The sequence below is a fragment of the Actinomadura sp. NPDC049753 genome (assembly GCF_040674655.1).
GTDB classification, from domain to species: Bacteria; Actinomycetota; Actinomycetes; order Streptosporangiales; family Streptosporangiaceae; genus Spirillospora; species Spirillospora verrucosospora.
The window spans coordinates 1-23109 of record NZ_JBFARL010000136.1; the positions used below are offsets into that span (position 1 = coordinate 1).

Sequence of the window (23109 nt, forward strand, 5' to 3'; positions counted from 1 at the left end):
GTTCCCGAAGCAGAGCGGGCGCTACATATCCACTCGCGGATGCGCCGCCAACCGGAAGGTCGGCGACAACTACTCGCGCATGCACAACAAGTTCACCGGGACGCCCGGCCCGCCGGGATCAGCGCGCCGAGCAGGGCGATCGCGATGCCCGCCAGCACGGACAGCAGCATCAGCGGCCAGGGGAAGGTCTCCAGAAGGCCGTAGGGGAGGACGAGACCGCCGGTGTCGGCCATGGCCGGCAGCACCACATGGTGGGCGGCCAGGCCCAGCGGCAGTCCGATGAGTCCGCCGACCAGGCCGAGCACGGCCATGGAGGCGAGCACGACCGTCAGGACCTGCCGCGGTGTCGCGCCCAGCGATTTCAGGACGCCGAAGTCGCGCGCCCGGTCCTTCGTGTTGAGGATCACCGTGTTGAACACCCCGAGCCCGGCGACCGTGGTCAGCCCCAGGGTCAGCAGTGTGAGGAGCCCGAGGAGGATCACCTGGCCGGACTCGATGCCCTCGGCGGCCGGCTCGGCCGGGATCCCGTCCGCCCTGAGCGCGGCGGCGTAGTGCTCGGGGGAGGTGCCAGGGGTGAGCGTCACCTCCAGAAGCGAGGTCACCATGCCGGAGCGCGGGCGGGAGGATTCCGAGGACGGCGCCGACTTCTCGCGGTCGAGGAGCGAGGTGAGGGACGCCCAGTCCGTGAGGACGGTGTCGCCGCCGTCCACGAGCGCCGTCCCGACGATCCGCAGGGCGGCCTTCCTCCCGTCCACGGTCACGACGACGGTGTCGCCGATCTTCTTGCCGCCGGTCTTCAGGAACGGGTCGCCCACGACGGCCTCACCCGGCCCGCCGAGCCAGCGGCCGTGCACCATCCGGTAGCCGTGCCGGTCGGTGACGTCCCCCTGGTAGGCCTTGACCTGCACCGGCCGGTCGAACCCCGGAACGTGGGCCTGCTCGAACCGCGTGGCCGCGACCTTGGCGGTGCCCGGCCGGCCCGCCAGCGAGATCGGCCGGCCGCCCTCGACGGGCACCACGACCTGGACGGTCTCGGTGAGTTCGGAGTCGGCGAGGTAGGCGCTGAGGGACCGGTTGAGGCCGGCGGCGAACGTCACCGCCGCCACTCCGAACGCGACGGCGGTGACGGTCAGCGCGGTACGGCCCGGCCGCGCGAACGGCAGGCCCAGGCCCAGGCTGACCGGGCGCGGCAGCCGCGTCCGGGCCAGCGCCCGCTGCACCCGCAGGGCCCGGCCCCGCCGTGTCGCGGCGCCCGCGCTGACCGCGACCGCCGTCGGGATCCGGCCCGCCCGGACGGCGGGCACCAGGGCGGTGACGACGGCGACCGCGAGGACGCCCGTGAAGGCCAGGACGTCCACCCAGGGGGAGACGCCGCTGGCGGTCGGCAGGTCGAACGAATCACCCAGCGTGGTGGTGACCGTCCCGGCCAGGACGTTGCCCGCGACGATTCCGGCGAGGCTGCCCAGCACCCCGGGGATGGCGATCATCACCAGGTAGACGCCGGTGACCTGGGCGGGGGTGAAGCCGAGGGACTTGAGGACGCCGATGTGCCGGAACCCCGACACGACGGCGCCGCTGACCACGTTGGCGATGACGAGCACCGCGACGAGCAGCCCGGCGATCCCGAACGCGATCAGGAACGGGATGACGGTCGTTCCGGCCTCGGTGGCCTGCTGCCGGGAGACGAGATAGCTCTGGCTCGCGGTCGCCGGCAGCCCGGCGATGATCGTGCCGGCCGGGGCGGCCGGGTCGGCGAGCCGGTAGAGCATCTGCAGGCCGTCCGGGGCGGTCAGCTCCCCGGGCGCCACCCACGCCTGGGCGGACCGGGTGATCGACCGGCCGATCCCGACGATGGTGAAGGTCCGCCCGTCGCTGAAGGTCACCTTTCTCCCGATCGGGTCGAACGGGAACCGCGCGTAGTCCGTGCCCAGCACGATCTCGCCGGGGGCGGCGGCCCAGCGGCCGCTCCTGAGCGCCAGCCGGTCGACCGGGTCGTCGCCGCGGACGGTCCGCTCGACGACCGTGAGGGGGCCGGGCGGAAGCAGCCCCGGCCCGGGCCCGCCGGCGTCCGGGACGTTCACGACCTGCGAGCGGTACGGGCCGCCCGCCGCCGTCACGCCCGGCCGGGACGCCGACGCCGCGACCTGCGCGGCCGTCGCCTTCGCGGGGTCGTAGGAGACCGTCAGATGCGCGCCGTGCTGCCGCTTGAACGCCTTGTCGTACGGGCCGTCCACGGTGGCGAGCAGGCCCAGCGCGAGCACGACCGTCCCGGTGGAGACCAGCAGCACCAGCGAGATGATGGACGTTTGCAGCTTGCGCCGCCGCACCGCGAACCGTGCGGCCTGCCACACCGCCTTCACCGGGTCACCTCGGCGGCCACGCGGCCGTCCTCGAACGCGACGACCCGGTCGGCGACCCGGGTGGCCAGCCGCTCGTCGTGGGTGACGATGAGCAGGGTCTGGCCGATCTGGTTGAGGTCCAGCAGCAGGTCCATGACCTGTTCACCGGCCCGCGAGTCGAGCGCGCCGGTCGGCTCGTCGGCCAGCAGCAGGGCGGGCCGGTTCATCAGCGCGCGGGCGACGCCGACCCGCTGCCGCTCCCCGCCCGACAGCACCACGGGGTAGGCGTTGCGGCGATCGGCGATGCCGAGTTCGTCGAGCAGCTCCATCGCCCGGGCCTGCGCCTGCTTCCGCGCGGTGCCGAGCAGCTGGGCGGCCAGCATCACGTTCTCCAGCACCGGCAGGTCGTCGAGCAGGTTGAAGAACTGGAAGACCATGCCGATGCGGCGCCGCCGGTACCGGGCCAGCTCGGCCTCGCCCATCGCCGTGATGTCCTCGCCGCGCACCACCACGGTGCCCGAGGTGGGCCGGTCCAGGCCGGCGATCATGTTGAGGAGGGTCGACTTGCCCGACCCCGACGGGCCCATCACCGCGACGGCCTGACCGGCCTGGATGTCGAGGCTCACCCCGGCGAGCGCGGCCGTCTCGCCGTACTCCTTGCGTACGTCCATCAGCTGGACCATCAGCTCCATGCCGGTGACGGTACGAGCCGCGCCCCCGCCCGCGCGTCGGGTCCTGGGTGTAACTCCGGGGCCGGGTCAACCGAGGGATGTACGGCCGTGAACCGCCAGGATGATGCGCTCCGTCCGGGTCTGGCGGCAGGATGGGCGGATGCTGCCCGCGTGGCTCGTGCCCCTCCTCGCCGCGGTCCCCTGCACATGGGCCCTATGGGAGCGGCGCAGGCGCCGCGCCGAGCTCGGGGCGCGAACCTGGCTGCTGGAACGCGAACGCGAGGGCGCCGCACGCCGGGCCGTCGAAGAGGAGCGGGCCCGGGTGGCCCGGGACCTGCACGACATCGTCAGCCACAGCGTCAGCGTCATGGTCGTGCAGGCGGGCGCGGCCCGGCACGGCGTCGACGGCGAGGCCGAGGAGGCGCTGCTGGCCGTCGAGCGGACCGGCCGGGAGGCGATGACCGAGCTGCGGCACCTGCTCGGGGTCCTCGCGCCCGCCCCGGACGGCGACGGCGAGGCGTTCGCCCCGCAGCCGTCGCTGGCGCACCTGGGGACCCTCGTCGACCGGATCGCGTTCGCGGGCCTGCCGGTCGACGTGCGGGTGACCGGCGAACCGTGCCCGCTGCCCGCCGGGATCGACGCGACCGGATACCGCATCGTCCAGGAGGCGCTCACCAACGCGCTGAAGCACGGCACCTCCGGGGCGACGGCGGAGGTGACGGTGAGTTACGGGACGCGGAACCTGCGGCTGGAGGTGCTCAACACCGGCCCGAGCGTCCTCACCGGGACGGGCCCCGCCCCGCCCGAGGGCAGCGGCGGCCGGGGGCTGGCCGGGCTGCGCGAACGGGTCGCGGTGTACGGCGGCGACCTCGACGCTCGGCGGCGGTTGGGCGGCGGCTACCGGGTGCGGGCGCGGATCCCCCTGGAGCGGCCGTGACCCGGGTGCTGATCGCCGACGACCAGACGCTGGTGCGCGGCGGGTTCCGGATGATTCTCAGCAGGTCCGGGATCGAGGTGGTCGGTGAGGCCGCCGACGGGCTGGAGGCGGTCGCCGCCGCGCGGCGGCTGCGGCCGGACGTGGTGCTGATGGACATCCGGATGCCCGGGATGGACGGCCTGGAGGCCACCCGCCGGGTCCTCGCCGACGACCCGGCGTGCCGGGTGCTGATCCTGACGACGTTCGACCTCGACCGGTACGTGTACTCCGCGCTCGCCGCCGGCGCCAGCGGGTTCCTGCTGAAGGACGTCACCCCCGAACACCTCGTGGCGTCGGTGAAGCTGGTCGAGACCGGGGACGCGCTGCTCGCCCCGTCCATCACCCGCCGCCTTGTCGAGCGGTTCGCCCGCCCCGCCCCGAAGCCCCAGGGCCTGGACGTCCTGACCCCGCGCGAGAAGGAGGTGCTCCGCCTGGTCGGCGGCGGCCTGTCCAACACCGAACTGGCCGCCCACCTCCACCTGAGCGAGGCGACGGTCAAAACCCACGTCACCCGCATCTTCGCCAAACTAGGCCTACGCGACCGAGCCCAGGCCGTAGTGGTCGCCTACGAGACAGGCCTGGTAGTCCCCGGCACCCCCGACTGACCGACCGCGCACCGCCAGGCGGATCAGATCCGAGGAGCCGGACGACTGATGAGGACGGCGAAGCTCTGCCAGGTGAGGGGAGACCCGTGAGGCCGGGTGACCATCTGTTCGACATGGCTGTCGATTTCCGAAGTGTCCAGTCCGCCGGTCAGATCTCTGCGTTCAGGCCGTCGTTCATGGAGCCGAAGGCGTCGCGGACGCATCGGGGCAGCCGTGCCGGATCGCAGTCGGGAAGCCACTGGTCGTAGGCGCAGCGCCATGCGGCGACGCAGAACTCCAGCGCGAGCCGCTGCTGGAGGGTGTCCGGGGTGGCGAGCCGCTGCTTGATCTCGCTCTGGATCTCATCGCAATGCCGCAGGGAGTATCCGTTCAGGGACGGGGACTCCTCGATCAGTCTCAAGGTGGCCGCGAAGCGCGGATGCCAGGTGGCGCCCATACGGTCGAGGGCGACCAGCATCGTGTCGCGGAACACCTCGACCAGGCGCCCTGACTGCTCGCGCTCGTCCAGGGCCGTCAGGAACGTGCTCCACAGTTCCTTGACGGCGGTGAGTGCCACGTCCTCCTTCGAGCGGTAGTTGCGGAAGAAGGTCCGGCGCGACACCTCCACCCGTTCCAGCAGTGCGTCCAGCGGCGTGCTGTCGAATCCCCGCTCCGCGAAGAGCGTCACGGCGGTCTCGGCCAGCGCCTGACGGGTGCGCAGCTTCTTGCGCTCCCTGAGGGAGGCGGGCTGGTCAGGGGGTGGCTGATGGACGGTCGACACCCGGTCAGCATAACCGGACCGCACCAGTAGAGCATGTGCTACGGTGACGCAAATGCCACACTGTGGCACTTTCTTCTGGAGGGACAGACCTGTGCGTGCTCTTGTCGTCGACCACGGCGCCCCGGCGCACCTCACCCTGACCGACGTCCCCGACCCGATACCCGCGCCCGGCGAGGCGCTGGTGCGGGTCGAAGCGGTCTCGCTCAACTACGGAGAGGTGAGCGCCGCCGCCGACCCCAAGGCGCCGGAGGGGACTGTGGTCGGCTGGGACGCGGCCGGTACCGTGGTTCGGGCCGCAGCCGACGGAACGAGCCCCGCGGCCGGCACCCGTGTCGTCACCGTGGGGGTGACCGGCTGGGCGCAACTGCGCGCCGTGCCGGCCGCCCGCCTCGGCGTCGTTCCTGACGATGCGGATCTCGGCGCCGTCAGCACCGTCCCGGTCGCCGGGCTGACCGCCCTTCACGTCCTGCGCCGCATGGGCCAGCTGATAGGTCGCCGGGTCATGGTCACCGGTGCGTCCGGCGGCGTCGGCCGCTACGCGGTCCAGCTCGCCGCCCGTGCCGGGGCCGAGGTGGTGGCGATCAGCCGGAACCCCTCCCAGGCGGACGAACTTCGCGCCCTGGGGGCGCACCAGGTCCACACCGATCCCGCCGCGGTCGAGCAACCGGTGTTCGGCGTGCTGGACAATGTCGGCGGCCGGCATCTGGTGGACGCCTTCAACGCCCTGGAGGCCCACGGCACGCTGGTGAACGTGGGGAGGTCGTCGGGCGCCGACTCCGTCCTCCCCCCGGAGTCCCTGCTGGCTACCGACGGACGGCACGATCGCTCCATCCGAACCTTCTACCTCTACGGAGAGCCGGCCGCGGACTTCTCCGCAGACCTGAGGTGGCTGGCCGCCGAGGTCGCCGCTGGCCGCCTCGACCCCGGCATCACCTGGCGCGGTCCGTGGACCCGTCACACCGAGGCGGCACAGACCCTGCTTGACGGCCGCCTGCACGGCAAAGCGGTCCTCGACATCGCCTGACGCGAAGGAGACGCGGCGCGCCGCGTTCTCATCCAGATCCCCGCACCCGGCACGTGACTCCTGGATCAAGCTCGCTGGCAATCGGGGAGCAGGAGCGTCACTGTCTCTGGCGCCCGGACCCGGATGGCATCAGACGCACGAGGGGTTCCAGCAAGACCTATCAGCACGGACGACGATGCCCGGCCGAAAGCCGGGCGGATCGGCGTCATGCTCGTGACCGTCGTGCGGAGAGCGGCGCGCCAGTTCGCCGATCACCTTGATCAATCGGCAGACCAGCCAGATGCCGTCTTCAAGTTGACGGCACTTGTGGCGCCATCGGTCGGCAGCAGATGACCGCCATAGGTGTGGCCGCCCGGTGCGGCGATCTCGACGCAGTTGCCTTCGCCGCCGCCGCTGTGGCTGCTCTTGCGCCAGTAGGGCGGGGTGGTTATGGCCGTGCGGCGAAGCGGGTGAGGAGGACGGCGAAGGTCTGGCGGGTGAGAGTGACGTGTCCGGCGGCGGGGTTCTTGCTGTCGCGGATGCCGATGAGGCCGTCCAGCCCCGCGACCTCGACGCAATCGCCCTCGTCGGCGCCGCTGCGGGTGCTTTTGCGCCAGTAGGGCGGGGTGGTTATGGCCGTGCGGCGAGGCGGGTGAGGAGGGAGGCGAAGGTCTGGCGGGTGAGGGTGAGGTGTCCGGCGGCGGGGTTCTTGCTGTCGCGGATGGCGACGCGACCGTTGAGAGGGGCGACCTCGATGCATTCGCCCTCGTCGCCGCCGCTGTAGGTGCTCTTGCGCCAGAGGGAGCGGGGCAGCTCAGGAGTGTTCATGATTGCGACGCTATCTCGTCGATGAGTCTCAGCGAAGCGGTCTTGTCCAGAGTGGCCGAAAGCAGCAGCTCAAATGTCTCCACATGCGCTGCGACCTTGTCCTCGTCCTCCACGAAAATGCTCTGGGCGAAATGATCGACCACAGAGACGGTGAGACGGCCGGGCGGCCGCAAGGAGATGAGATGGTGGGGGCTGGCAAGCCATAGATACTTGCTGGCACTGCTGGAGAGCACGCGCAGATCCACGTGATCGAGGCGAGCCACTTCGGCCAGCCTTCGAATCTGTGCTCTCTGGATCTCGGGGTCGCCGCTGACCCGGTTGCTTAGGACCGCCTCCGCGATGATCGGTACGTAACGAGGCGGGTCGGGACGGCTCAGCACCTGCTGGCGTGACACCCGGAAGTCGACAAGCCATTTGGCATTGCGCGGATGCTGGATAGGTCCTGCGGTAATGAGTTCACGGGTGTAGTCGGGGACCTGGAGGAGCCCGGGGACGATGCAGGGCTGGAAGGTGCGGATTTCTGCGGCGTCCTCCTCCAAGCTGGCCAGATCGAGGGCGGCGGCTGAGATGCGGCCCTCGCGCTCGCGTACCCACTTGCCGGGTTTGTGGGTGGCGAGGTGGAGGAGGGATTCGCGGAGGGGGCCGTCGTCGATGCCGTAGAAGTCGAGTAAGTCGCTGAGCTCTTCGGGGGCGATGGCCTGGAGGCCGTTCTCGACCATGCTCATCCAGCCCTGGGAGCGGCCGAAGCGGCGGGCCACGGTGGCGACGGTCAGGTTGTGGTGGTCGCGGGCTTTGCGGAGCGCCGAGCCGATCCGGCGCTGGCGAACGGTGGGGGCGTTCCCGGAAGGCATTCTTCAAGGGTGTCACCGAGTGTGGCGATCCGTACACGGAATGGCGGGCGATTGAACGTTCAGTCGGAGAACGTTCAGGCCCCAGGACACGAGGGCTTCGGGCGGTGAGTGTGGCGGGCGACTCCGAAATGAAGGGAGGCGCCCGATGGGAGCGCCCGAGACGAGAAGGACCCCGCCGCGACGGGAGGCGCCGCCCACTGCGGCCCGGCGTGGAGTGTCGTGGGTGGCGGGGTGATGAGCGGCGAACTCGTCGTGCTCGGCGCGGTGACGCTGCCGGGCGTCCACCGGTCGGTCCGGAACGCGCGGCGATTCCTGCGGGACATGCTGCCGCCGGGCCACCCCGGGCTGGACGACCTGATGACGGTCGGGAGCGAGACCGTCTGCAACGCCATCACCCATACGGCCTCGGGCGACGGCGGCTGGGTGACGTTGAGCCTGCTGGTGGGGGAGGGCGTCCACCGCCTGGAGGTCGCCGACGACGGGGCGGACGGCAGGCGTCCCCGGGTCAAAGCGGAGGACGGTTCCGAGAGCGGGCGCGGGATGCGGATCGTCGAGGCCCTCTCGGATCGCTGGGGATACCGGACGGACGGCGACCGCACGGTGGTGTGGGTGGAGTTCCGGTTCGCGAAATCTTCTGAAAACTCCGACAGGGGGCTGTCGCGGGGATCTTCGACGCTGTTGGCAGCAGCGTTCCAAGGAGGAGATCGATGACCGTTCCCGCGTTCAACACCGTCACGTGGTTCCAGGTGGGCACCGACGCGCCGGAGGAGGCCCGCCACTTCTACGGCGACATGTTCGGCTGGCAGTTCGCGAGCGACCCGAACAGCGAAGGCTACGACCTGGTCAGCTACGCGGGCGCCGACATGCCGTCCGGCGGCATCTCCCACGAGCCGGACGCGTCCCGCAACCACGCGATGTTCCTGGTGCTCGTGGAGGACGTCGACGCCGTCTGCGACCAGACCGTGAAGTCCGGCGGCAAGGTCGCCATGCCGCCGCTGAGCACGGGCAACGGCCTCAAGTTCGCCTACTTGCAGGACCCGTCCGGCAACACCTTCGGCGTCTTCACGCCCGCGTCGTCCTGATGCCGGTACGCGCAAGGGCTCCGGGTGGGACCCCGGGCCCTTCGCGCGAGCCGGTGGTCTCGGCCTGCGTGCCGGACGGGACTCACTTCTCCTGGCGGAAGATGATCGCTGTGCCCAGCGCGGCGTCGGCGGGTACGAAGATCTCGTCGCGACCGGTTCGCGCGACGCGGACACCGTTGTCGTCCAGGATCCGTCGTGTGACGGCGATGTCCCGTACCGACACCGTGCAGGCGGCGAACGCGGGCAGAGCCGCAGGGCGTTCACCGGGGAGCAGGGCACCGAGTGCCGACGAGGTGACGACGGTGACGTTCGCCCGGTCGAAGGTGTGCGTCCGGCCGTTCCGCGCCTGTCCGAAGTAGGCGGCGTAACGCCGCGTCAGATCGGGGAGCGCCTCTTCGTCGACGCACAGGACGCATTCGACCAGCCCGGTCGCGCCGTTGGGGTGGCCGGTGTGCGGCGGAGCGCCGGGCCTCTGGGCCGGGTCGTTCTCGGCGAACCCGACCCTGCCTTCCGGCACCCGTCCGGCAGGCAGGCCGGGCTCGGATATCTCCAGGTAGCGGACCGGTTCCATGCGGGTACTGGTGCGGGTCTCGACGGGGCGCTGGACGGCGTGCACACCGCCGTGGTCGACGCCGGCCGCGGTGAGTCCAGCGGCGACGCCATCGATGTCCGGCGTATCGATGATCATGATGTGCAGGCCCTGGAACCGCCGCAGGAAGGACGCGATGTTGGCGGAGGTGGCCTCGATGGCGGCCAGCAGTCCGGGCAGCCTGGCGTCGGGGACCCGCAGCGGGACCGCGCGGGCCTCGCCGGGCATGCGGCCGGTGCCGTCGATCACGGCCACCAGTTCGATGAAGTTGCGCGGGAACCGCACATGCGCGTTGGCCACGCCGAACGGCTCGGGGGCTCCGCCCGCGACGCGGGGCAGCACGGGGTAGAGCGGAGCCTCCACGGTGAAGCCGAGCCGGTGGTAGGTCTCCATGGCCTGGCCCATGTCTCGCACGATGTGGCCCACGTGGTGCAGGCCGTTGATGTCCTCGCCCATGGTGAGGGCCTCCGAACTTAGAAGGGTCGAGTGGCTGTGCCGTGCGGACGCGTCCGCCCGGTCAGGTCCGGCCGCGACCGCCGCCGGGCCCGCGTGCCGTTCGACGGCCCGTGCGGGCGGCTCCCCGCGCGAACATGAAAGTACACTTTCTTTTGAGAGTCAACTATCAAAAGTTCCTCGGTAGAGTCCACCGCATGGGAGACGGCGGGCTGCGCGAGCGCAAGAAGGCCAGGACGCGGGAGGCGATCCTGCGGGAGGCGTTCAGGCTCTTTCGCGAGCGGGGCTACCACGCCACGACGACCGAGCTGATCGCCGAGGCCGCCGAGGTGTCGCCCGCCACCTTCTTCCGCTACTTCCCGACCAAGGAGCACCTGGTCGTCCTCGACCGCTTCCCGCCTCTCACCGAGGCGCTGGCCGCCCAGCCGCCCGGCGCGCCCGTAGCCGTACTGCGCGGTGCGTTCCGCGACGCGTTCGCCGCCCTGTCGCCGGAGGAGATCGCCGCCGGGCACGCCCGGGAGGTGTTCGCGGCGACCGTGCCCGAACTGCTCGCCGCCAACCTGCGCAGGAGCCCCGGCCTGATCGCGGAGGTGCGCCGGCTCGTCGCCGACAAGGCCGGCCGCGCCCCGGAGGACCCGCGGGTCCGCGACGCCGTCGGAGCCGTCTTCGGGATCGTGGCCATGATCTGGATGCAGTGGGCGCACGAGCCCGGCCTCGCCGGGCCCGCCGAGATAGACGCGGCGCTGGCCCGCCTGGAGAACGGCCCGGACCCGGCATAGCGAGCCGCCCGGGAAGAGCCTGGACGGTGAATGCGGAAGGGCCCCGGGGAGGAGTCCCCGGGGCCCTTCGCGCGTGCCGGTGATCGCGGCCTACACCTCCGCGATCACCCCTCCGGACCTCGGCCTCAGGCGTCGCCGCCGGTGTTGCTCTCGGCGCTGCCGACGCCGCCCGCGAAGACGTCGCTGACCTCGGCGTTCAGCCGGTAGCGCCGGATCGCCTCCGTCAGGGTCTCCGGCTTGATCTCGCCGTGGCGGGCGAGGCGGGTGAGCACCGCGAGGACGATCGACGCGGCGTCCACGTTGAAGAACCGCCGGGCGGCGGCGCGGGTGTCGGAGAACCCGAACCCGTCCGTGCCGAGCGAGGTGTAGTCCCCGTGCACCCACGGAGCGATCTGGTCGGGCACGGCGCGCATGTAGTCCGACACCGCGACGATCGGCCCGGCGACGTTGTCGAGGACCCGGCTGACGTACGGGACGCGCTGGTCGGCGTCGGGGTTCAGCAGGTTCCAGTCGTCGCACTCGCGGGCCTCGCGGGCCAGTTCGTTCCACGACGTGGCCGACCACACGTCCGCGGCGACGCCCCAGTCCTCGGCGAGCAGCCGCTGCGCTTCGAGGGCCCACCGGCCGCCGACGCCGGAGGCGAGGATCTGCGCCCGGGGCGCCTCGCCGTTCCCGGAGGCGACCTCCGGGGCCGCCCTGTGCCGGTACAGCCCCTTGAGGAGTCCGTCGACGTCGAGGTTCTCGGGCTCGGCGGGCTGCTGGTACGGCTCGTTGTAGACGGTGAGGTAGTAGAAGACGTCCTCGCCGTTGGGGTGCTCCTCGGACGACCCGTACATGCGCCTCAGCGCGTCCTTCACGATGTGGGCCAGCTCGAAGGCCCACGTCGGGTCGTAGTGGACGCACGCGGGGTTGGACGCCGCGAGCAGCGGGGAGTGGCCGTCGGCGTGCTGGAGGCCCTCACCGGTGAGCGTGGTGCGGCCGGCGGTGGCGCCGAGCAGGAACCCCCGGCCCATCTGGTCGCCGAGCGCCCACATCTGGTCGCCGGTCCGCTGGAACCCGAACATCGAGTAGAAGATGTAGACCGGGATCATGTGCTCGCCGTGCGTGGCGTAGGAGGTGCCCGCCGCGATGGTGGAGGCCATCGACCCCGCCTCGCTGATGCCCTCGTGGAGCATCTGGCCGCTTTCGGCCTCCTTGTACGACAGCAGCAGCTTGCGGTCCACGGCGTCGTAGGTCTGCCCGTGCGGCGAGTAGATCTTGGACGTGGGGAACAGCGAGTCCATGCCGAACGTGCGGTACTCGTCCGGGGCGATCGGTACGAACCGGGCGCCGATGTTCTCGTCCTTGATCAGGTCCTTGAGCAGCCGGACGAACGCCATGGTCGTCGCGATGTTCTGCTTGCCGGACCCCTTCTTCAGCTCGCTGTAGACGGGGTCGCCGGGCAGCTTGAGCGTCTTGGCCCGCACGACGCGCTTCGGCAGGAACCCGCCGAGGGCGGCGCGGCGCTCGCGCATGTACTGGATCTCTTCGGAGTCCTCGCCCGGGTGGTAGTAGGGCGGCAGCGGCGCCTCCAGGGCCGAGTCGGGGATGTCCAGGTACAGGCGGTCCCGGAACTCCTTCAGCTCGGCCTTGGTGAGCTTCTTCATCTGGTGGGTGGCGTTGCGGGCCTCGAAGTCCGAGCCGAGCGTCCAGCCCTTGATGGTGTGCGCGAGGATCACGGTCGGCTGCCCGACGTGCTCGCGGGCCGACTTGAACGCCGCGTACACCTTGCGGTAGTCGTGCCCGCCGCGCGACAGCTTGCGCAGGTCGTCGTCCGACAGATGCTGGACGATCTTGCGCAGTCGCGGGTCGTCGCCGAAGAACTTCTCCCGGATGTACTCGCCGGACTCGACGGAGAACGTCTGGAACTGGCCGTCGGGCGTCGTGTTCATCTGGTTGACCAGGACGCCGTCGACGTCCTGCGCGAGCAGCGGGTCCCAGTCGCGGCCCCAGATGACCTTGATGACGTTCCAGCCGGCGCCGCGGAAGAACGACTCCAGCTCCTGGATGATCTTCCCGTTGCCGCGCACCGGGCCGTCGAGCTGCTGGAGGTTGCAGTTGACGACGAAGGTGAGGTTGTCGAGCTCCTCGCGGGCGGCCAGGCCGATCGCGCCGAGCGACTCGGGCTCGCCCATCTCGCCGTCGCCGAGGAACGCCCACACGTGCGAGCGGGACGTGTCCTTGATCTTGCGGTTGTACAGGTACCGGTTGAACCGGGCCTGGTACACCGAGTCGATCGCGGTCAGGCCCATGGACACCGTGGGGAACTCCCAGAAGTCCGGCATGAGCCGCGGGTGCGGGTAGGACGACAGGCCGCCGCCGGGGTGCGAGTGCTCCTGCCGGAACCCGTCGAGCTTCTCCTCGGGCAGCCGTCCTTCGAGGAACGCGCGCGCGTAGATGCCGGGAGCAGCGTGACCCTGGATGAACACCTGGTCACCGGACTCGCCGTGGTCCTTGCCGCGGAAGAAGTGGTTGAACCCGACCTCGTAGAGCGAGGCGGCGGAGGCGTAGGTGGCGATGTGGCCGCCGACGCCGAGCTCGGGGCGGTTCGCCCGCGACACCATGATCGCGGCGTTCCACCGGATGTAGGCGCGGATGCGCCGCTCCACGTGCTCGTCGCCGGGGAACCAGGGCTCCGACTCCGGCGGGATCGTGTTGATGAAGTCGGTGCTGCGCAGGCCGGGCACCCCGACCTGGAGCTCGCGCGCCCTTTCCAGGAGCCGCAGCATCACGTAGCGCGCCCTGCCGCGGCCCTCGGTCTTGATGACCGTGTCCAGCGACTCCAGCCACTCCCGGGTCTCGTCCGGGTTGATGTCGGGCAGCTGGCTCGGCAGCCCGTCGCTGATGATCGAAAAGCGTTGACGTCCGGAAGCCACGGGGTCCCCTCTGTCCTTACCGTCTGTGCAGGTCAGACCTGGGCCGCCGCGCGGGAGGCCGCCGGTCCCGGCAGACTGTTCGTCGCCTTGGTTCGTGATCCATCGTCGCCGGTTATCACGGCTAACGCATCTCTACCAACCAGTAACCATCCTCCCCGGTCAGGGCGGGGACCGACCCGGCCGGAACCGCCTTTTTCACTCGGCCGTGAGATTTCCTCCGGCGGGGTGCGGGGAACGTATGAGGCGGGGAGCGAACGAATGCTCACATGCCCGGCGCGGTCCGTCCCGGCGGGCCGGGGAGCTTGGGGGTAAAAGGATGAACGGGAAGATCGGAGACCGGCTGCACGTGCACGGCAACGTGGTGGGGCAGCCCGACCGGACCGGCGAGATCATCGAGGTGCGGGGCCCGGACGGCGGCCCGCCCTTCCTGATCCGCTTCGACGACGGCCACGAGGGGCTGGTGTACCCGGGGCCCGACGCGGTCATCGAGCCGCGCGCGAAGGCGTCCCGCTAGGTGCGCGGCGCCGGCCGCGGATCCGTCCGGGCGCGGATGCGTCCGGGGCCGCGGATGGGGTAGACACGGGGTCATGGAGAGCACCGTGGTCCGGGTGGCCACCGGTACCGGCGAGGCCGTGCACGACATCACGGCGGAATGCGAGCGGTTCGCCGCCTCGGCGGGCGGCGACGGGCTGCTGCACGTCTTCGTCCCGCACGCCACCGCGGGCGTGGCGCTCATCGAGCTGGGCTCCGGCAGCGACGACGACCTGCTGGCGGCCCTGGGCGACCTGCTGCCCGCGGACGACCGCTGGCGGCACGCGCACGGATCGCGGGGGCACGGGCGCTCGCACGTGATGCCCGCGCTCGTGCCGCCGTACGCGACCCTGCCGGTCGTGGGCGGGCGGCTCGCGCTGGGGACGTGGCAGTCTGTGGCGCTGGTCGACCTCAACGTCGACAACCCCGACAGGCAGGTTCGGTTGTCCTTTCTCAAAGGATGAGCGCAGCGAACCGGGGGGTGTGGGGGGTCGTCCCCCCACAGGGTTCAGGATGAGCGCAGCGAACCGGGGGGTGTGGGGGTCGTCCCCCCCACAAGGAGCAGAGATGAGTAGCGTGGGGGCTGTCGGGGGTCGTCTTCCTTCACAGTGCGGGAATGAGCAGCGCGAACCCCTCCGGGGGTCACCGTGGGTGGGCGTCCTGTGACGGGGATCTTCGTAATCGGGCCAATGGGGCCACCAAAAGCCGGGAAGACACTTGCGCAAGGGGCCCACACTTGTGTGGACTGTCCCGCAAACACCGCACAGGTGCGGACGGGCCACCCGTCCCGGGGGGCCGAGAGCCATACGGGCACGGACCGTGCGGACTGACGACAATGGGAGGACTTTCGTGAGCGCGACCGCGGGTCAGGCGCAGTCTGAGCGCAGCCTGGCCGAACGGCTCGGCCTGAAGGCGGGCCAGGTGGTGCAGGAGATCGGCTACGACGAGGACGTCGACGAGGAGCTCCGCCGCTCCGTCGAGGAGCTCACGGGGAACGAGCTGGTCGACGAGGACTACGAGGACGTGGTCGACATCGTGCTGCTGTGGTGGCGCGAGGAGGACGGTGACCTGTTCGAGGGCCTGACCGATGCCATGATCCCGCTGACCGGGGGCGGCAACATCTGGCTGCTGACGCCGAAGGCGGGCCGCGACGGGCACGTCGAGCCGAGCGACATCGGCGAGGCGGCGCAGACCGCCGGCCTCTCGCAGACCAGCAGCGTCAGCGCCGCCAGGGAGTGGTCCGGCACGCGGCTGGTCGCGCCCAAGGGCCACAAGTAGAGCCGGGGCTGGAGACGATTTGTCGGTCAACGTAGGCGACGCCGCGCCGGACTTCGAACTGAAGGACCAGCACGGCGCCCCGGTGAAGCTGTCGGACTTCCGCGGCGGCAGGAACGTCATGCTCGTGTTCTATCCGCTGGCGTTCAGCGGCGTCTGCACGGGAGAGCTGTGCGCGCTGCGCGACGAGCTGTCGAGCCTCGTCGCGGGGGCCGGAGCCGACGTGCAGGTGCTCGCGGTCTCGGTCGACTCGATGTTCGCGCTGCGGGCCTGGTCCGACCAGGAGGGCTTCAGCTTCCCGCTGCTGGCCGACTTCTGGCCGCACGGCGGCACGGCGCAGCGCTACGGCGTGTTCGACGAGACCAAGGGCGTGGCGCTGCGCGGCACCTTCATCATCGACACCGAGGGCGTGGTCCGCTGGAAGGTCGTGAACGCGATCCCGGACGCACGCGACATCGACGAGTACCGCAAGGCGCTCGCCGGGCTCTGAGCGAAACGGACCGGTTCCGGCACACCTCACGGCCCTCGGGACCGGGTGGCCGGAACCGGCCCCCGCACCCCTGGAGGTGTGATGCCCTGCTTCCGCTGCGGGGCGCGGCAGACCGACCCCGTGCGCGGCGCGAGCCCGTGGAAGCGCGGGGTCCGGGCGGACCACCAGGTCCTGATCTGCCCCCGGTGCCAGGCCGTCCACGACTGGGCGGACGCCCTGGACCGCTGCTCGGAGTGCGGCTCGGCCGCGCTGGTCTGCCGGCTCGGCGAGGTGGAGTGCCGCGACTGCGGCCACACCCGTGACGCCGTCCGGGACGAGCCGGGCACGGCCGATCTCGTGCATTCGGGCGCCCAGCCTCCCGCCGACGGCGGCCTTTCCGAGGAGGTCGCCGCGGCGCTGTCGCGCGTCCTGAAACGGGGCCCGGCCGCCTGAGGGGCACGCCGTCCCCCCGGACGGAGGTCCTGACGTGGCCTGACCTGGCCCTTCACCGGGCATATCGGGCTTGACGCGGCATTTTGCCCGGTGCCACGCTTCGCGAATGCCGATCGTGCTGATGCGCCTGGTGCACCGGATCACCGGGCGGACGTGGCGCGCGCCCGCGCTCGTCCTCCTCACGGCCTTCGCGGTGGGCTGGCTGCTCATCGCGGTGTTCGAGGAACCGGGCGCCGACATCAAGAAGCCCCACGAGTACATCTGGTACTTCCTGGTCAGCGGCACGACCACCGGCTACGGCGATCTGTCCCCGACCACGGTCGGCGGCCGGGTCGGCGGCGTGCTCATCATGATCGCCGGGCTCACCGCCGGGCTGGTGATGTTCGCCGAGCTGACGCTCTGGATGGGGAAGGGACGCATGATGAGGGCCAACGGCCAGGCGCGGCTGCACCGGCGGCGGCACATCGTGATCGTCGGTTACGAGCGGGACGGGCTGGTCGCCATCATCCGCCAGCTGCGCGCCGACCCGCAGTTCGCGAAGACGCCGGTCGTGACCGTCTTCTGGCCGGGCGAGCTGGCGGGGGAGAACCCCGACCCTGAGCTGTACGACGTCATCGCGTTCGACGACACCGCCTTCGAGCGGGCGTGCCTGGAGCACGCCCGGACGGTCCTGGTGGTCGGCCGCACCGACGACGAGACGGTGCGGGTGATGCTGACCGTCGAGGCCTACCTGCGGCGCAACGGCGACCCGGCCGTCCACCTGCTGGCGGGGGTGCACGACGGCGGCCGGCGGGCCGAGATCACCGAGGCCCTCCGGCTGGTCGGCGAGAACATCGAGCCGGTCGACATCGACGATCCCGCGGTGACCGCGGTCGCGATCCGCAACCCGGGCATCGCCGCGATCTACCACAACCTGGCCAGCACGCTCGACAGCGACGGCACCCTCTACCGCGTGGACATCCCCGAGGACGCCGGCGAGTGGCCCCGCCTGGACGTGGCGATCTCCCTGCTGCGCCGGGGGAGCACGCTCCTCGCGGTGGGCGACTCGCACCGCCCGGACGCCCGCTTCCGCCTGGCGCCCGCCCCCGACGAGAGGATCCGCGGCGGCCAGTCGCTGGCGGTCGTCGCCACCCACCGCCCCGAGATCCCCTGGCACGAGCTGTAGGAGCCGGGAGGACGCCCCTCGCGCTCGCTGAGGGCGCCCTCCCGGCGGCCGCGGGCGCGCGGCCCGGGGCACAGGTCCAGGCCCCGGGGCCTCCCCGCGCGCACGCGGAGTCTCACGCTTGTGGGGGGCGACCCCCCACGCCCCCCGGTTCGCTTCGCTCAAGCTGCTTGCCGCTGGTCGGCGTCCAGCAGGTGGTACAGCAGCAGCAACTGGGTGATGGCGAGCGGGTCGCTGGTGCCCGTGTCGCCGATGCGGCCGAGGGCGTCCGGGTCGGGCAGGGCGGTGCCGGCCCGGGGGCCCAGGCGCTCCCAGATGGCCTTCTTGACCACCTGCGACTCCTCCGGCGAGACGTAACCGTGGACGTGCAGCGCGTCCACGGGGCGGCCGTCGGTGTCGCGGTGGAGGCGCAGGTGCATGGCGGTCCCGGTGTCGCCTGGCCCGCTCTCCAGGACGCCGGCGAGCTCGGGGTGGTCGATGGTGGGGCGCAGCAGCAGCTCGGCCGACAGCGGGGTGCCGGGCGGGTCGAGGCGCCCGGCGACGGGCGCGAACCGGACGACGATGTCGGCGTGCTTGCGCTGCGGGCGGATGTAGGCGGCGCTCTCGGGCTCGCGGCGCGCCAGCTCCGCCTTCACCTGCTCGGGGCTGTAGCCGCGCTTGTCGCAGTCGCGCCGGACCTTCCAGGAGTGGCGCAGCGGCTCGGGCGGGTCGAGGTAGACGGTGATGTCGAAGCAGGCCCGCGCGAGCCGGGTGTGCAGCGGGAGCAGCCCCTCGACGATCACGAAGTCGCGGGGCTCGACCAGTTCCGGCCGGACGAGCTCGCCGGTCGCGTGGTCGTAGACCGGTTTCAGGATCGGCTCGCCCATCGACAGCAGCTGGAGGTGCTGCTCCATGACGTCGATGTGGTTGCAGTCGGGGTGCAGGGCCGTGAACGGCTTTCCGGCCCGCTCGGCGCGGTCGTAGCGGTGGTAGTCGTCCACGCAGACCGCCGTCATCCGGTCCGCCCCCAGGCACCGCACAAGCCCCCTGGTCAGGGTGGTCTTGCCCGCCGCGCTGTCCCCCGCGATGGCGAGCATGACGGGGCGGCGGCCCGACCCGCGCGCCCGGAGCATATGCACGATCCGATGGGGCACTGACTCCTCCGTTCTGCGGAATCCGGTTTTCGCTGTGCAGCGTAGGCCGGTCGGCGCGGCGGCTCGTCCCCCATTCAGGGGAGAGCGGGGGTGAAACCGCAGGAGGCCCGTCTCGATGGGGGCTACTGGTGAGTAGCTTTGGTTGTTATCGTGCCGGGATGGGTGTCCCCGTACGCGTCGTCCTGGTCGACGACCACGAGATGATCCTCGCCGGGCTGACCGCGATGCTGGCCGGGTTCCCCGGCCGGGTGCGCGTCGTCGGGCAGGCGGGGACGGGGGACGAGGCGGCCCGGCTGGTCACCACGCTGCGCCCGGACGTCGTCCTGCTGGACGTGCGGCTCGGCCCCGAGAGCGGCCTCGACCTGTGCCGCCTCATCACCGGGCGCGTCCCGGAGGCCCGCGTCGTGTTCCTGTCGGTGTACGACGACGAGCAGTACGTCTTCGAGGCGCTGCGCGCGGGGGCGGGCGGCTACCTGCTCAAGCGGGTCGACGGGCCGGAGCTGGTCCGGCGGCTGGAGGAGGTGGCGCAGGGCGAGACGGTCATCGACCCGACGCTCGCCGGGCGGATGGCGGTGACCGCGGCGCGGCTGACCCGCGGCGAGTTCTGGCCGGGCGCCAACCGCGGCCTCACCCAGCGCGAGAGCGAGGTGCTGTCGCTGCTGGTGGGCGGCCTGTCGAACAAGGCGATCGCCGCGCGTCTCGTGCTCGGCGAGGAGACGGTCAAGAGCCATCTGCGCGCCCTGTACCGCAAGCTGGAGGTGGCCGACCGGTCGGCGGCGATCGCCGTGGCGCTGCGCGAGGGGCTGTTCCGGTGACCGGCCCGCGGCCGCTCGAACTGCTCGCCGGGCGCGGGAGCGACCTGCTCGTGCGCGTCGCGGGCGTGGCCTGCTCCGACCGCGAGCTGCCGCGGATGGCCGAGAAGCTGGCCGAGCTGGTCGTGCGGTCCGCCCGGACGCTGACGTTCTGCGACGTGTACGTCCTGGACGACGAGGAGCGCGTCCTGGAATGGCGGGGCGCGCCCGTCCCGCTGGGGGAGGGCGAGATCGGCCGGGTCGCCGCCCACGGCCGTGCCCGCGCCCACCCGGACGGGCGGGGCGCCGCGATCCCCGTGCACGGCGACGGCATCGTGATCGCCGTCGTGGACGTCCGGTCCGCCGGGCCGTGCCCGCCCGACGACGTCGCGCTCGCCACCGCGCTCGCGGGCCTGTTCGCGCCGGTGCTGTCGTCGTGCCGGCGGCTGCGGACCGCGCGCGAGCGTGAGCACGCGGCCGAGCGGTTCGCCGAGCGGGCCGTGGAGGCGCAGGAGGCCGAGCGGTCGCGGCTGAGCCGGGAGATCCACGACGGCATCGCCCAGCGGCTCGCCAGCCTCGGCTTCCACCTGTCGGCGGCCGAGCGGGCGCTGCCCGAGCACCATCCCGAGGGGCTGGCGCAGATCATGATGGCGCGCCGGCTGTGCGAGCTGGCCGCCGCCGAGACCCGCGCGGCGATCGGGGGGCTGCGCCCGCCCGTCCTGGACGACCTCGGCCTGTCGGCGGCGCTCGCCACCCTCGCCCGGGAGGCCGGGGACGGCTCCGGCGCGCCGGGCGCGCTCGACGTGACGGTGACCGTCGAGGGCGAGCTGGAGGACGAGCTTCCCGACCACGTGCAGACCGCGCTGTACCGGATCGCGCAGGAGGCGGTCGGCAACAGCCTGCGGCACGCGTCGGCGAGCCGCGTCGACCTGCTGCTGGAGCACTCCACCGACCGGGTGCGGCTGGAGGTGGCCGACGACGGGTGCGGCTTCTCGATGCGGGACGTCCTCGCGCGGGGCGGCCGCGGACGCCGCCCCGACTCCTACGGGCTGCGCGGTATGCGGGAGCGGGCCGAGCTGCTCGGCGGGCGGGTCGCGGTGACGAGCCGGCCCGGCGTCGGGACGACCGTCGAGGCCGTCATCCCCATCCCCGGCCGCCGTCCCTGAACCCGGGACTCAGCCCGCGTCGAGGACGCGGAACGTGATCCCGGCCTTGACGAGCCGGTCGACCAGTGCGTCGCCCATCGCGGCGGCCGTCGTGACCTGCCCGGACGTCGCGGGCAGATCGTCGTGGGCGAGGCACAGCGCCGACTCGGCGAGCATCTTCGCCGTCTCGGTGTACCCGGGGTCGCCGCCCGCGACCTCGGTCACGACGCGCCTGCCGCCGCCCTCCCCGACGAACTTCACGCTGAACCAGTTGCGGGCGCGCCGCTCCTCGGACGGCCCGTCGCCGGGCGTGCGGAGCCGCAGCAGGAGGCTGCGGGTCGGCGGGAGCGCGGCGAGGGCGAGCAGGGCGCCCGAGCCCGCCGCCATCCCCGCCGCGGTCGCGAGCCGCTTGACCGCGACGTAGTGGCCGTAGGAGAAGTCGGGGCCGTACCGGTCGAGGGCCGCGGCCGACCGGACCACGATCTGCGGGTCGATGGTGGGCAGCGGCAGCGTCCAGCCGCCCCCGACACGGGCCTTCGGCGCCGGGCGCCGGGAGATCCGCACGCTGCGCCCGGCGGGAGGCTCCTCCACCTTGCGGCGCTCGCGCTCGGCGCGCACCATGCCGGCGGCGTCGCCGAAGATGCCGACGGCCGAGTGCAGGGTGCCGCCCGAAGCGTCCCCGCGCACCCGCAGGAACCCCTCGACGTGCAGGGGGACGCCCTCCGGGAGCTGCTTGACCGTGAAGTACACGCCGAGGTCGTGCGGGATCGAGTCGAACCCGCAGGCGTGCACGATGCGGGCCCCGCTGCGCACCGCGGCGTCGTGGTACTTCACGTACATCCGGTCCACGAACGTGGGCTCGCCGGTGAGGTCGACGTAGTCCGTGCCGGCGCGCGCGCACGCCGCCACCAGGGGCTCGCCGTACTTCACGTAGGGGCCGACCGTCGTGATGACGACCCGTGCCGACTCCGCGATCTGCTCGATCGACGCCGCGTCGGTGGTGTCGGCGTGCAGCAGCGGCAGCTCGGCGCACGCCGGGTCCAGCTCGGCCAGCCGGTCGCGCACGGCCGCCAGCTTCGCCTGGTTGCGGCCCGCCAGCGCCCAGCGCGTGCCGGGAACGGCGTGCCGGGCGAGGTACTCGGCGGTGAGGGCGCCGGTGAAGCCGGTGGCGCCGAACAGGACGACGTCGTACGGGCGGTCGGCGGTCATGGAGGCCCCTTTCACGGTTCCGAACACGATTCTGACGCGATCGAGGCCGTTCATGCGCGCCGGAGCGCCGATGTGAGGGACCGCACTGTGAGGGACCGCACGGTGGGCCGCTCCCTGAGGGACCGCGTTGTGCAGACCGCACCTGCGAAGGGCCGCGCTCCTCTAGGGTTGCTCCGATGATGCGCATGGTGACGGTGTGACAGGGCTCGCCGTGGCGATGGACGTCGTCGCCGCGGGCTTCCTCCTGAGCTTCGTGGTCCTGCTGGCGCGCCGGAGCACCGCCCCGTCCGGCGAGGGCGGGCGGGCGGTCGCGATGATCCTGATCGCCGTCAGCCTGGGCCTGCTGTCGGTGTCGCTGTGGAGCCTGCCCTAGCCGTCGCGGAGCCCGCGGCCGCCGGCCGCCAGCCGGGCGCTTCCAGCAGGTGCCGGACGAACAGCAGCGTCGTCGCGGTCGGCACCGCGCCCGCCACCGCGTGCCACGGCCGGTCCAGCGGCATCCCCGGCGCGTCGATCACCACGAGCCGCCCGGCGTCCAGCTCCGCGCCGACGGCGTCCCGCGAGACCAGCGCCGCGCCGAGCCCCGCCGCCGCGCCCGCGATCACGGCGCCGTTGGAGCCGAGCACGAGCCGCGGCGGCGCCGCCTCCCGCTCGGCCAGGTAGGCGTCCGCGCTCGCCCGCGTCCCCGACCCCGGCTCGCGCATCACCCACGGCGTGCGGGCCAGTTCGAACCCCGCCGCGAGCTCCGGCGCGCCCACGACGACCAGCTCGTTCGGCCGCCTGGCCAGCACGGTCGCCGCGACGCCGGCGGGCGGGCGGCCCGCCAGCACGAGGTCGGCCTCGTGCGCGGCCAGGCTGCTCCACACCTGGCGGCGCGGCCCCACCTCCAGGGCCAGCTCCACGTCCGGCCAGCGCGCCCGGAACGAGGCCAGCAGCTCGGGCAGGACCTGGTCGGCGGCCGTCGTCACCGCCGCCAGCCGCAGCGGCCCCCGCCCCGGGGATCGCGGCGGAGGCCGGGCCGGCCGCCGTGACGATGAGCGCGGTCGCCGCCGAGGCCGGGACGTCCGTCGGCCGGATCCAGCACTACTTCCCC

28 protein-coding genes are annotated in these 23109 nt (G+C 72.2%); 16 read left to right on the forward strand and 12 right to left on the reverse strand.

The window, feature by feature from the left end:
• Nucleotides 1-92: 92 nt before the first annotated feature.
• Together AB0K37_RS28485 and AB0K37_RS28490 are read right to left on the reverse strand one after the other, a co-directional pair.
• Nucleotides 93-2360, reverse strand: coding sequence for an ABC transporter permease (locus AB0K37_RS28485; protein ID WP_363986175.1), 2268 nt, complete (start codon nucleotides 2358-2360; stop codon nucleotides 93-95).
• A complete protein-coding gene (locus AB0K37_RS28490; RefSeq protein WP_363986176.1) occupies nucleotides 2357-3031 on the reverse strand; it encodes an ABC transporter ATP-binding protein in 675 nt (224 codons plus the stop codon). Before AB0K37_RS28490 ends, AB0K37_RS28485 begins: the two co-directional genes overlap by 4 nt.
• Nucleotides 3032-3170: 139 nt before the next feature.
• Here AB0K37_RS28490 and AB0K37_RS28495 point away from each other — a divergent pair, with 139 nt between their 5' ends.
• Both AB0K37_RS28495 and AB0K37_RS28500 read left to right on the forward strand, forming a co-directional pair.
• Complete coding sequence (locus AB0K37_RS28495) at nucleotides 3171-3947, forward strand: histidine kinase (RefSeq protein ID WP_363986177.1); 777 nt, start codon at nucleotides 3171-3173, stop codon at nucleotides 3945-3947.
• Nucleotides 3944-4591: a response regulator transcription factor gene (locus AB0K37_RS28500; RefSeq protein WP_363986179.1), complete on the forward strand. Its 648-nt coding sequence runs from the start codon at nucleotides 3944-3946 to the stop codon at nucleotides 4589-4591. The genes AB0K37_RS28495 and AB0K37_RS28500 overlap by 4 nt, the downstream gene beginning before the upstream one ends.
• A gap of 148 nt (nucleotides 4592-4739) precedes the next feature.
• On the opposite strand, the gene AB0K37_RS28505 is transcribed toward AB0K37_RS28500, so the two are convergent.
• A complete protein-coding gene (locus tag AB0K37_RS28505; RefSeq protein ID WP_363986181.1) occupies nucleotides 4740-5351 on the reverse strand; it encodes a TetR family transcriptional regulator in 612 nt (203 codons plus the stop codon).
• Nucleotides 5352-5442: 91 nt separating this feature from the next.
• Here AB0K37_RS28505 and AB0K37_RS28510 point away from each other — a divergent pair, with 91 nt between their 5' ends.
• Nucleotides 5443-6375, forward strand: coding sequence for a zinc-binding dehydrogenase (locus tag AB0K37_RS28510; RefSeq protein WP_363986183.1), 933 nt, complete (start codon nucleotides 5443-5445; stop codon nucleotides 6373-6375).
• 260 nt (nucleotides 6376-6635) lie between these two features.
• On the opposite strand, the gene AB0K37_RS28515 is transcribed toward AB0K37_RS28510, so the two are convergent.
• The 4 genes from AB0K37_RS28515 to AB0K37_RS28530 are packed head-to-tail and all read right to left on the reverse strand — an operon-like array spanning nucleotide 6636 to nucleotide 8033.
• Nucleotides 6636-6806 carry a DUF397 domain-containing protein gene (locus tag AB0K37_RS28515; RefSeq protein ID WP_363986214.1) on the reverse strand — a complete coding sequence of 57 codons (171 nt, stop codon included), beginning with the start codon at nucleotides 6804-6806 and terminating at the stop codon, nucleotides 6636-6638.
• On the reverse strand, nucleotides 6803-6988 hold the full coding sequence (locus AB0K37_RS28520) for a DUF397 domain-containing protein (RefSeq protein ID WP_363986216.1): 186 nt from the start codon (nucleotides 6986-6988) through the stop codon (nucleotides 6803-6805). Before AB0K37_RS28520 ends, AB0K37_RS28515 begins: the two co-directional genes overlap by 4 nt.
• On the reverse strand, nucleotides 6985-7182 hold the full coding sequence (locus AB0K37_RS28525) for a DUF397 domain-containing protein (RefSeq protein ID WP_363986185.1): 198 nt from the start codon (nucleotides 7180-7182) through the stop codon (nucleotides 6985-6987). Before AB0K37_RS28525 ends, AB0K37_RS28520 begins: the two co-directional genes overlap by 4 nt.
• A complete protein-coding gene (locus AB0K37_RS28530) occupies nucleotides 7179-8033 on the reverse strand; it encodes a helix-turn-helix transcriptional regulator (protein ID WP_363986187.1) in 855 nt (284 codons plus the stop codon). Before AB0K37_RS28530 ends, AB0K37_RS28525 begins: the two co-directional genes overlap by 4 nt.
• Before the next feature lie 234 nt (nucleotides 8034-8267).
• On the opposite strand from AB0K37_RS28530, the gene AB0K37_RS28535 reads away from it, so the two are divergent.
• Nucleotides 8268-8744 carry an ATP-binding protein gene (locus AB0K37_RS28535; protein WP_363986188.1) on the forward strand — a complete coding sequence of 159 codons (477 nt, stop codon included), beginning with the start codon at nucleotides 8268-8270 and terminating at the stop codon, nucleotides 8742-8744.
• Nucleotides 8741-9115: a VOC family protein gene (locus AB0K37_RS28540; RefSeq protein WP_363986190.1), complete on the forward strand. Its 375-nt coding sequence runs from the start codon at nucleotides 8741-8743 to the stop codon at nucleotides 9113-9115. Before AB0K37_RS28535 ends, AB0K37_RS28540 begins: the two co-directional genes overlap by 4 nt.
• 82 nt (nucleotides 9116-9197) lie before the next feature.
• Here AB0K37_RS28540 and AB0K37_RS28545 read toward each other — a convergent pair whose 3' ends face one another.
• Nucleotides 9198-10160 (reverse strand): VOC family protein, encoded by a 963-nt coding sequence (locus AB0K37_RS28545; protein WP_363986192.1) that lies wholly within the window; start codon nucleotides 10158-10160, stop codon nucleotides 9198-9200.
• Nucleotides 10161-10354: 194 nt separating this feature from the next.
• Here AB0K37_RS28545 and AB0K37_RS28550 point away from each other — a divergent pair, with 194 nt between their 5' ends.
• On the forward strand, nucleotides 10355-10936 hold the full coding sequence (locus tag AB0K37_RS28550) for a TetR family transcriptional regulator (protein ID WP_363986194.1): 582 nt from the start codon (nucleotides 10355-10357) through the stop codon (nucleotides 10934-10936).
• A gap of 125 nt (nucleotides 10937-11061) precedes the next feature.
• Here the strand turns inward: AB0K37_RS28550 and aceE are convergent, their stop codons facing one another.
• Entirely contained in the window at nucleotides 11062-13851 is a 2790-nt protein-coding gene (gene aceE, locus AB0K37_RS28555) for a pyruvate dehydrogenase (acetyl-transferring), homodimeric type (RefSeq protein WP_363986196.1), read from the reverse strand.
• Nucleotides 13852-14167: 316 nt separating this feature from the next.
• Here aceE and AB0K37_RS28560 point away from each other — a divergent pair, with 316 nt between their 5' ends.
• The 6 genes from AB0K37_RS28560 to AB0K37_RS28585 all read left to right on the forward strand — a co-directional run bounded on the left by AB0K37_RS28560 (nucleotide 14168) and on the right by AB0K37_RS28585 (nucleotide 17744).
• Entirely contained in the window at nucleotides 14168-14365 is a 198-nt protein-coding gene (locus AB0K37_RS28560) for a DUF1918 domain-containing protein (RefSeq protein ID WP_363986198.1), read from the forward strand.
• 73 nt (nucleotides 14366-14438) lie between these two features.
• On the forward strand, nucleotides 14439-14846 hold the full coding sequence (locus AB0K37_RS28565) for a YjbQ family protein (protein ID WP_363986200.1): 408 nt from the start codon (nucleotides 14439-14441) through the stop codon (nucleotides 14844-14846).
• A gap of 385 nt (nucleotides 14847-15231) precedes the next feature.
• The gene (locus AB0K37_RS28570) at nucleotides 15232-15660 is read left to right on the forward strand and encodes a DUF3052 domain-containing protein (protein WP_185026216.1); all 429 of its coding nucleotides are present in this window, start codon (nucleotides 15232-15234) and stop codon (nucleotides 15658-15660) included.
• A 19-nt stretch (nucleotides 15661-15679) separates the two neighbouring features.
• Nucleotides 15680-16147 carry a peroxiredoxin gene (locus tag AB0K37_RS28575; RefSeq protein ID WP_363986202.1) on the forward strand — a complete coding sequence of 156 codons (468 nt, stop codon included), beginning with the start codon at nucleotides 15680-15682 and terminating at the stop codon, nucleotides 16145-16147.
• A gap of 81 nt (nucleotides 16148-16228) precedes the next feature.
• On the forward strand, nucleotides 16229-16579 hold the full coding sequence (locus AB0K37_RS28580) for a hypothetical protein (protein WP_185026212.1): 351 nt from the start codon (nucleotides 16229-16231) through the stop codon (nucleotides 16577-16579).
• Nucleotides 16580-16685: 106 nt separating this feature from the next.
• Complete coding sequence (locus AB0K37_RS28585; RefSeq protein WP_363986204.1) at nucleotides 16686-17744, forward strand: ion channel; 1059 nt, start codon at nucleotides 16686-16688, stop codon at nucleotides 17742-17744.
• 158 nt (nucleotides 17745-17902) lie between these two features.
• On the opposite strand, the gene AB0K37_RS28590 is transcribed toward AB0K37_RS28585, so the two are convergent.
• Complete coding sequence (locus AB0K37_RS28590) at nucleotides 17903-18853, reverse strand: phosphoribulokinase (protein WP_363986217.1); 951 nt, start codon at nucleotides 18851-18853, stop codon at nucleotides 17903-17905.
• Between the two features lie 179 nt (nucleotides 18854-19032).
• Here AB0K37_RS28590 and AB0K37_RS28595 point away from each other — a divergent pair, with 179 nt between their 5' ends.
• The gene (locus AB0K37_RS28595; RefSeq protein ID WP_363986206.1) at nucleotides 19033-19689 is read left to right on the forward strand and encodes a response regulator transcription factor; all 657 of its coding nucleotides are present in this window, start codon (nucleotides 19033-19035) and stop codon (nucleotides 19687-19689) included.
• Nucleotides 19686-20831, forward strand: coding sequence for a GAF domain-containing sensor histidine kinase (locus AB0K37_RS28600; protein WP_363986208.1), 1146 nt, complete (start codon nucleotides 19686-19688; stop codon nucleotides 20829-20831). The genes AB0K37_RS28595 and AB0K37_RS28600 overlap by 4 nt, the downstream gene beginning before the upstream one ends.
• A 9-nt stretch (nucleotides 20832-20840) precedes the next feature.
• Here AB0K37_RS28600 and AB0K37_RS28605 read toward each other — a convergent pair whose 3' ends face one another.
• The gene (locus AB0K37_RS28605; RefSeq protein WP_363986210.1) at nucleotides 20841-22019 is read right to left on the reverse strand and encodes a saccharopine dehydrogenase NADP-binding domain-containing protein; all 1179 of its coding nucleotides are present in this window, start codon (nucleotides 22017-22019) and stop codon (nucleotides 20841-20843) included.
• Between the two features lie 196 nt (nucleotides 22020-22215).
• Between AB0K37_RS28605 and AB0K37_RS28610 the strand changes: the two genes are divergently transcribed.
• Nucleotides 22216-22392 (forward strand): hypothetical protein, encoded by a 177-nt coding sequence (locus AB0K37_RS28610; RefSeq protein WP_363986212.1) that lies wholly within the window; start codon nucleotides 22216-22218, stop codon nucleotides 22390-22392.
• Here AB0K37_RS28610 and AB0K37_RS28615 read toward each other — a convergent pair.
• Nucleotides 22349-22999: a LysR substrate-binding domain-containing protein gene (locus AB0K37_RS28615; RefSeq protein WP_363986218.1), complete on the reverse strand. Its 651-nt coding sequence runs from the start codon at nucleotides 22997-22999 to the stop codon at nucleotides 22349-22351. The two genes, AB0K37_RS28610 and AB0K37_RS28615, sit on opposite strands and share 44 nt — an antisense overlap.
• Before the next feature lie 17 nt (nucleotides 23000-23016).
• Here AB0K37_RS28615 and AB0K37_RS28620 point away from each other — a divergent pair.
• On the forward strand, nucleotides 23017-23109 hold a 93-nt coding region (locus AB0K37_RS28620), incomplete at its 3' end, for a TetR family transcriptional regulator (RefSeq protein WP_363986220.1).

Bases quoted from the DNA above. Each gene is read 5' to 3' on its own strand.
- AB0K37_RS28525 (WP_363986185.1), bottom strand. From the start codon at position 7,182: ATGAACACTCCTGAGCTGCCCCGCTCCCTCTGGCGCAAGAGCACCTAC.
- AB0K37_RS28585 (WP_363986204.1), top strand. From the start codon at position 16,686: ATGCCGATCGTGCTGATGCGCCTGGTGCACCGGATCACCGGGCGGACG.
- AB0K37_RS28490 (WP_363986176.1), bottom strand. From the start codon at position 3,031: ATGGAGCTGATGGTCCAGCTGATGGACGTACGCAAGGAGTACGGCGAG.
- AB0K37_RS28550 (WP_363986194.1), top strand. From the start codon at position 10,355: ATGGGAGACGGCGGGCTGCGCGAGCGCAAGAAGGCCAGGACGCGGGAG.
- AB0K37_RS28545 (WP_363986192.1), bottom strand. From the start codon at position 10,160: ATGGGCGAGGACATCAACGGCCTGCACCACGTGGGCCACATCGTGCGA.
- AB0K37_RS28605 (WP_363986210.1), bottom strand. From the start codon at position 22,019: ATGACCGCCGACCGCCCGTACGACGTCGTCCTGTTCGGCGCCACCGGC.
- AB0K37_RS28495 (WP_363986177.1), top strand. From the start codon at position 3,171: ATGCTGCCCGCGTGGCTCGTGCCCCTCCTCGCCGCGGTCCCCTGCACA.
- AB0K37_RS28535 (WP_363986188.1), top strand. From the start codon at position 8,268: ATGAGCGGCGAACTCGTCGTGCTCGGCGCGGTGACGCTGCCGGGCGTC.
- AB0K37_RS28595 (WP_363986206.1), top strand. From the start codon at position 19,033: ATGGGTGTCCCCGTACGCGTCGTCCTGGTCGACGACCACGAGATGATC.
- AB0K37_RS28540 (WP_363986190.1), top strand. From the start codon at position 8,741: ATGACCGTTCCCGCGTTCAACACCGTCACGTGGTTCCAGGTGGGCACC.
- AB0K37_RS28530 (WP_363986187.1), bottom strand. From the start codon at position 8,033: ATGCCTTCCGGGAACGCCCCCACCGTTCGCCAGCGCCGGATCGGCTCG.
- AB0K37_RS28560 (WP_363986198.1), top strand. From the start codon at position 14,168: ATGAACGGGAAGATCGGAGACCGGCTGCACGTGCACGGCAACGTGGTG.
- AB0K37_RS28565 (WP_363986200.1), top strand. From the start codon at position 14,439: ATGGAGAGCACCGTGGTCCGGGTGGCCACCGGTACCGGCGAGGCCGTG.
- AB0K37_RS28590 (WP_363986217.1), bottom strand. From the start codon at position 18,853: ATGCTCCGGGCGCGCGGGTCGGGCCGCCGCCCCGTCATGCTCGCCATC.
- AB0K37_RS28580 (WP_185026212.1), top strand. From the start codon at position 16,229: ATGCCCTGCTTCCGCTGCGGGGCGCGGCAGACCGACCCCGTGCGCGGC.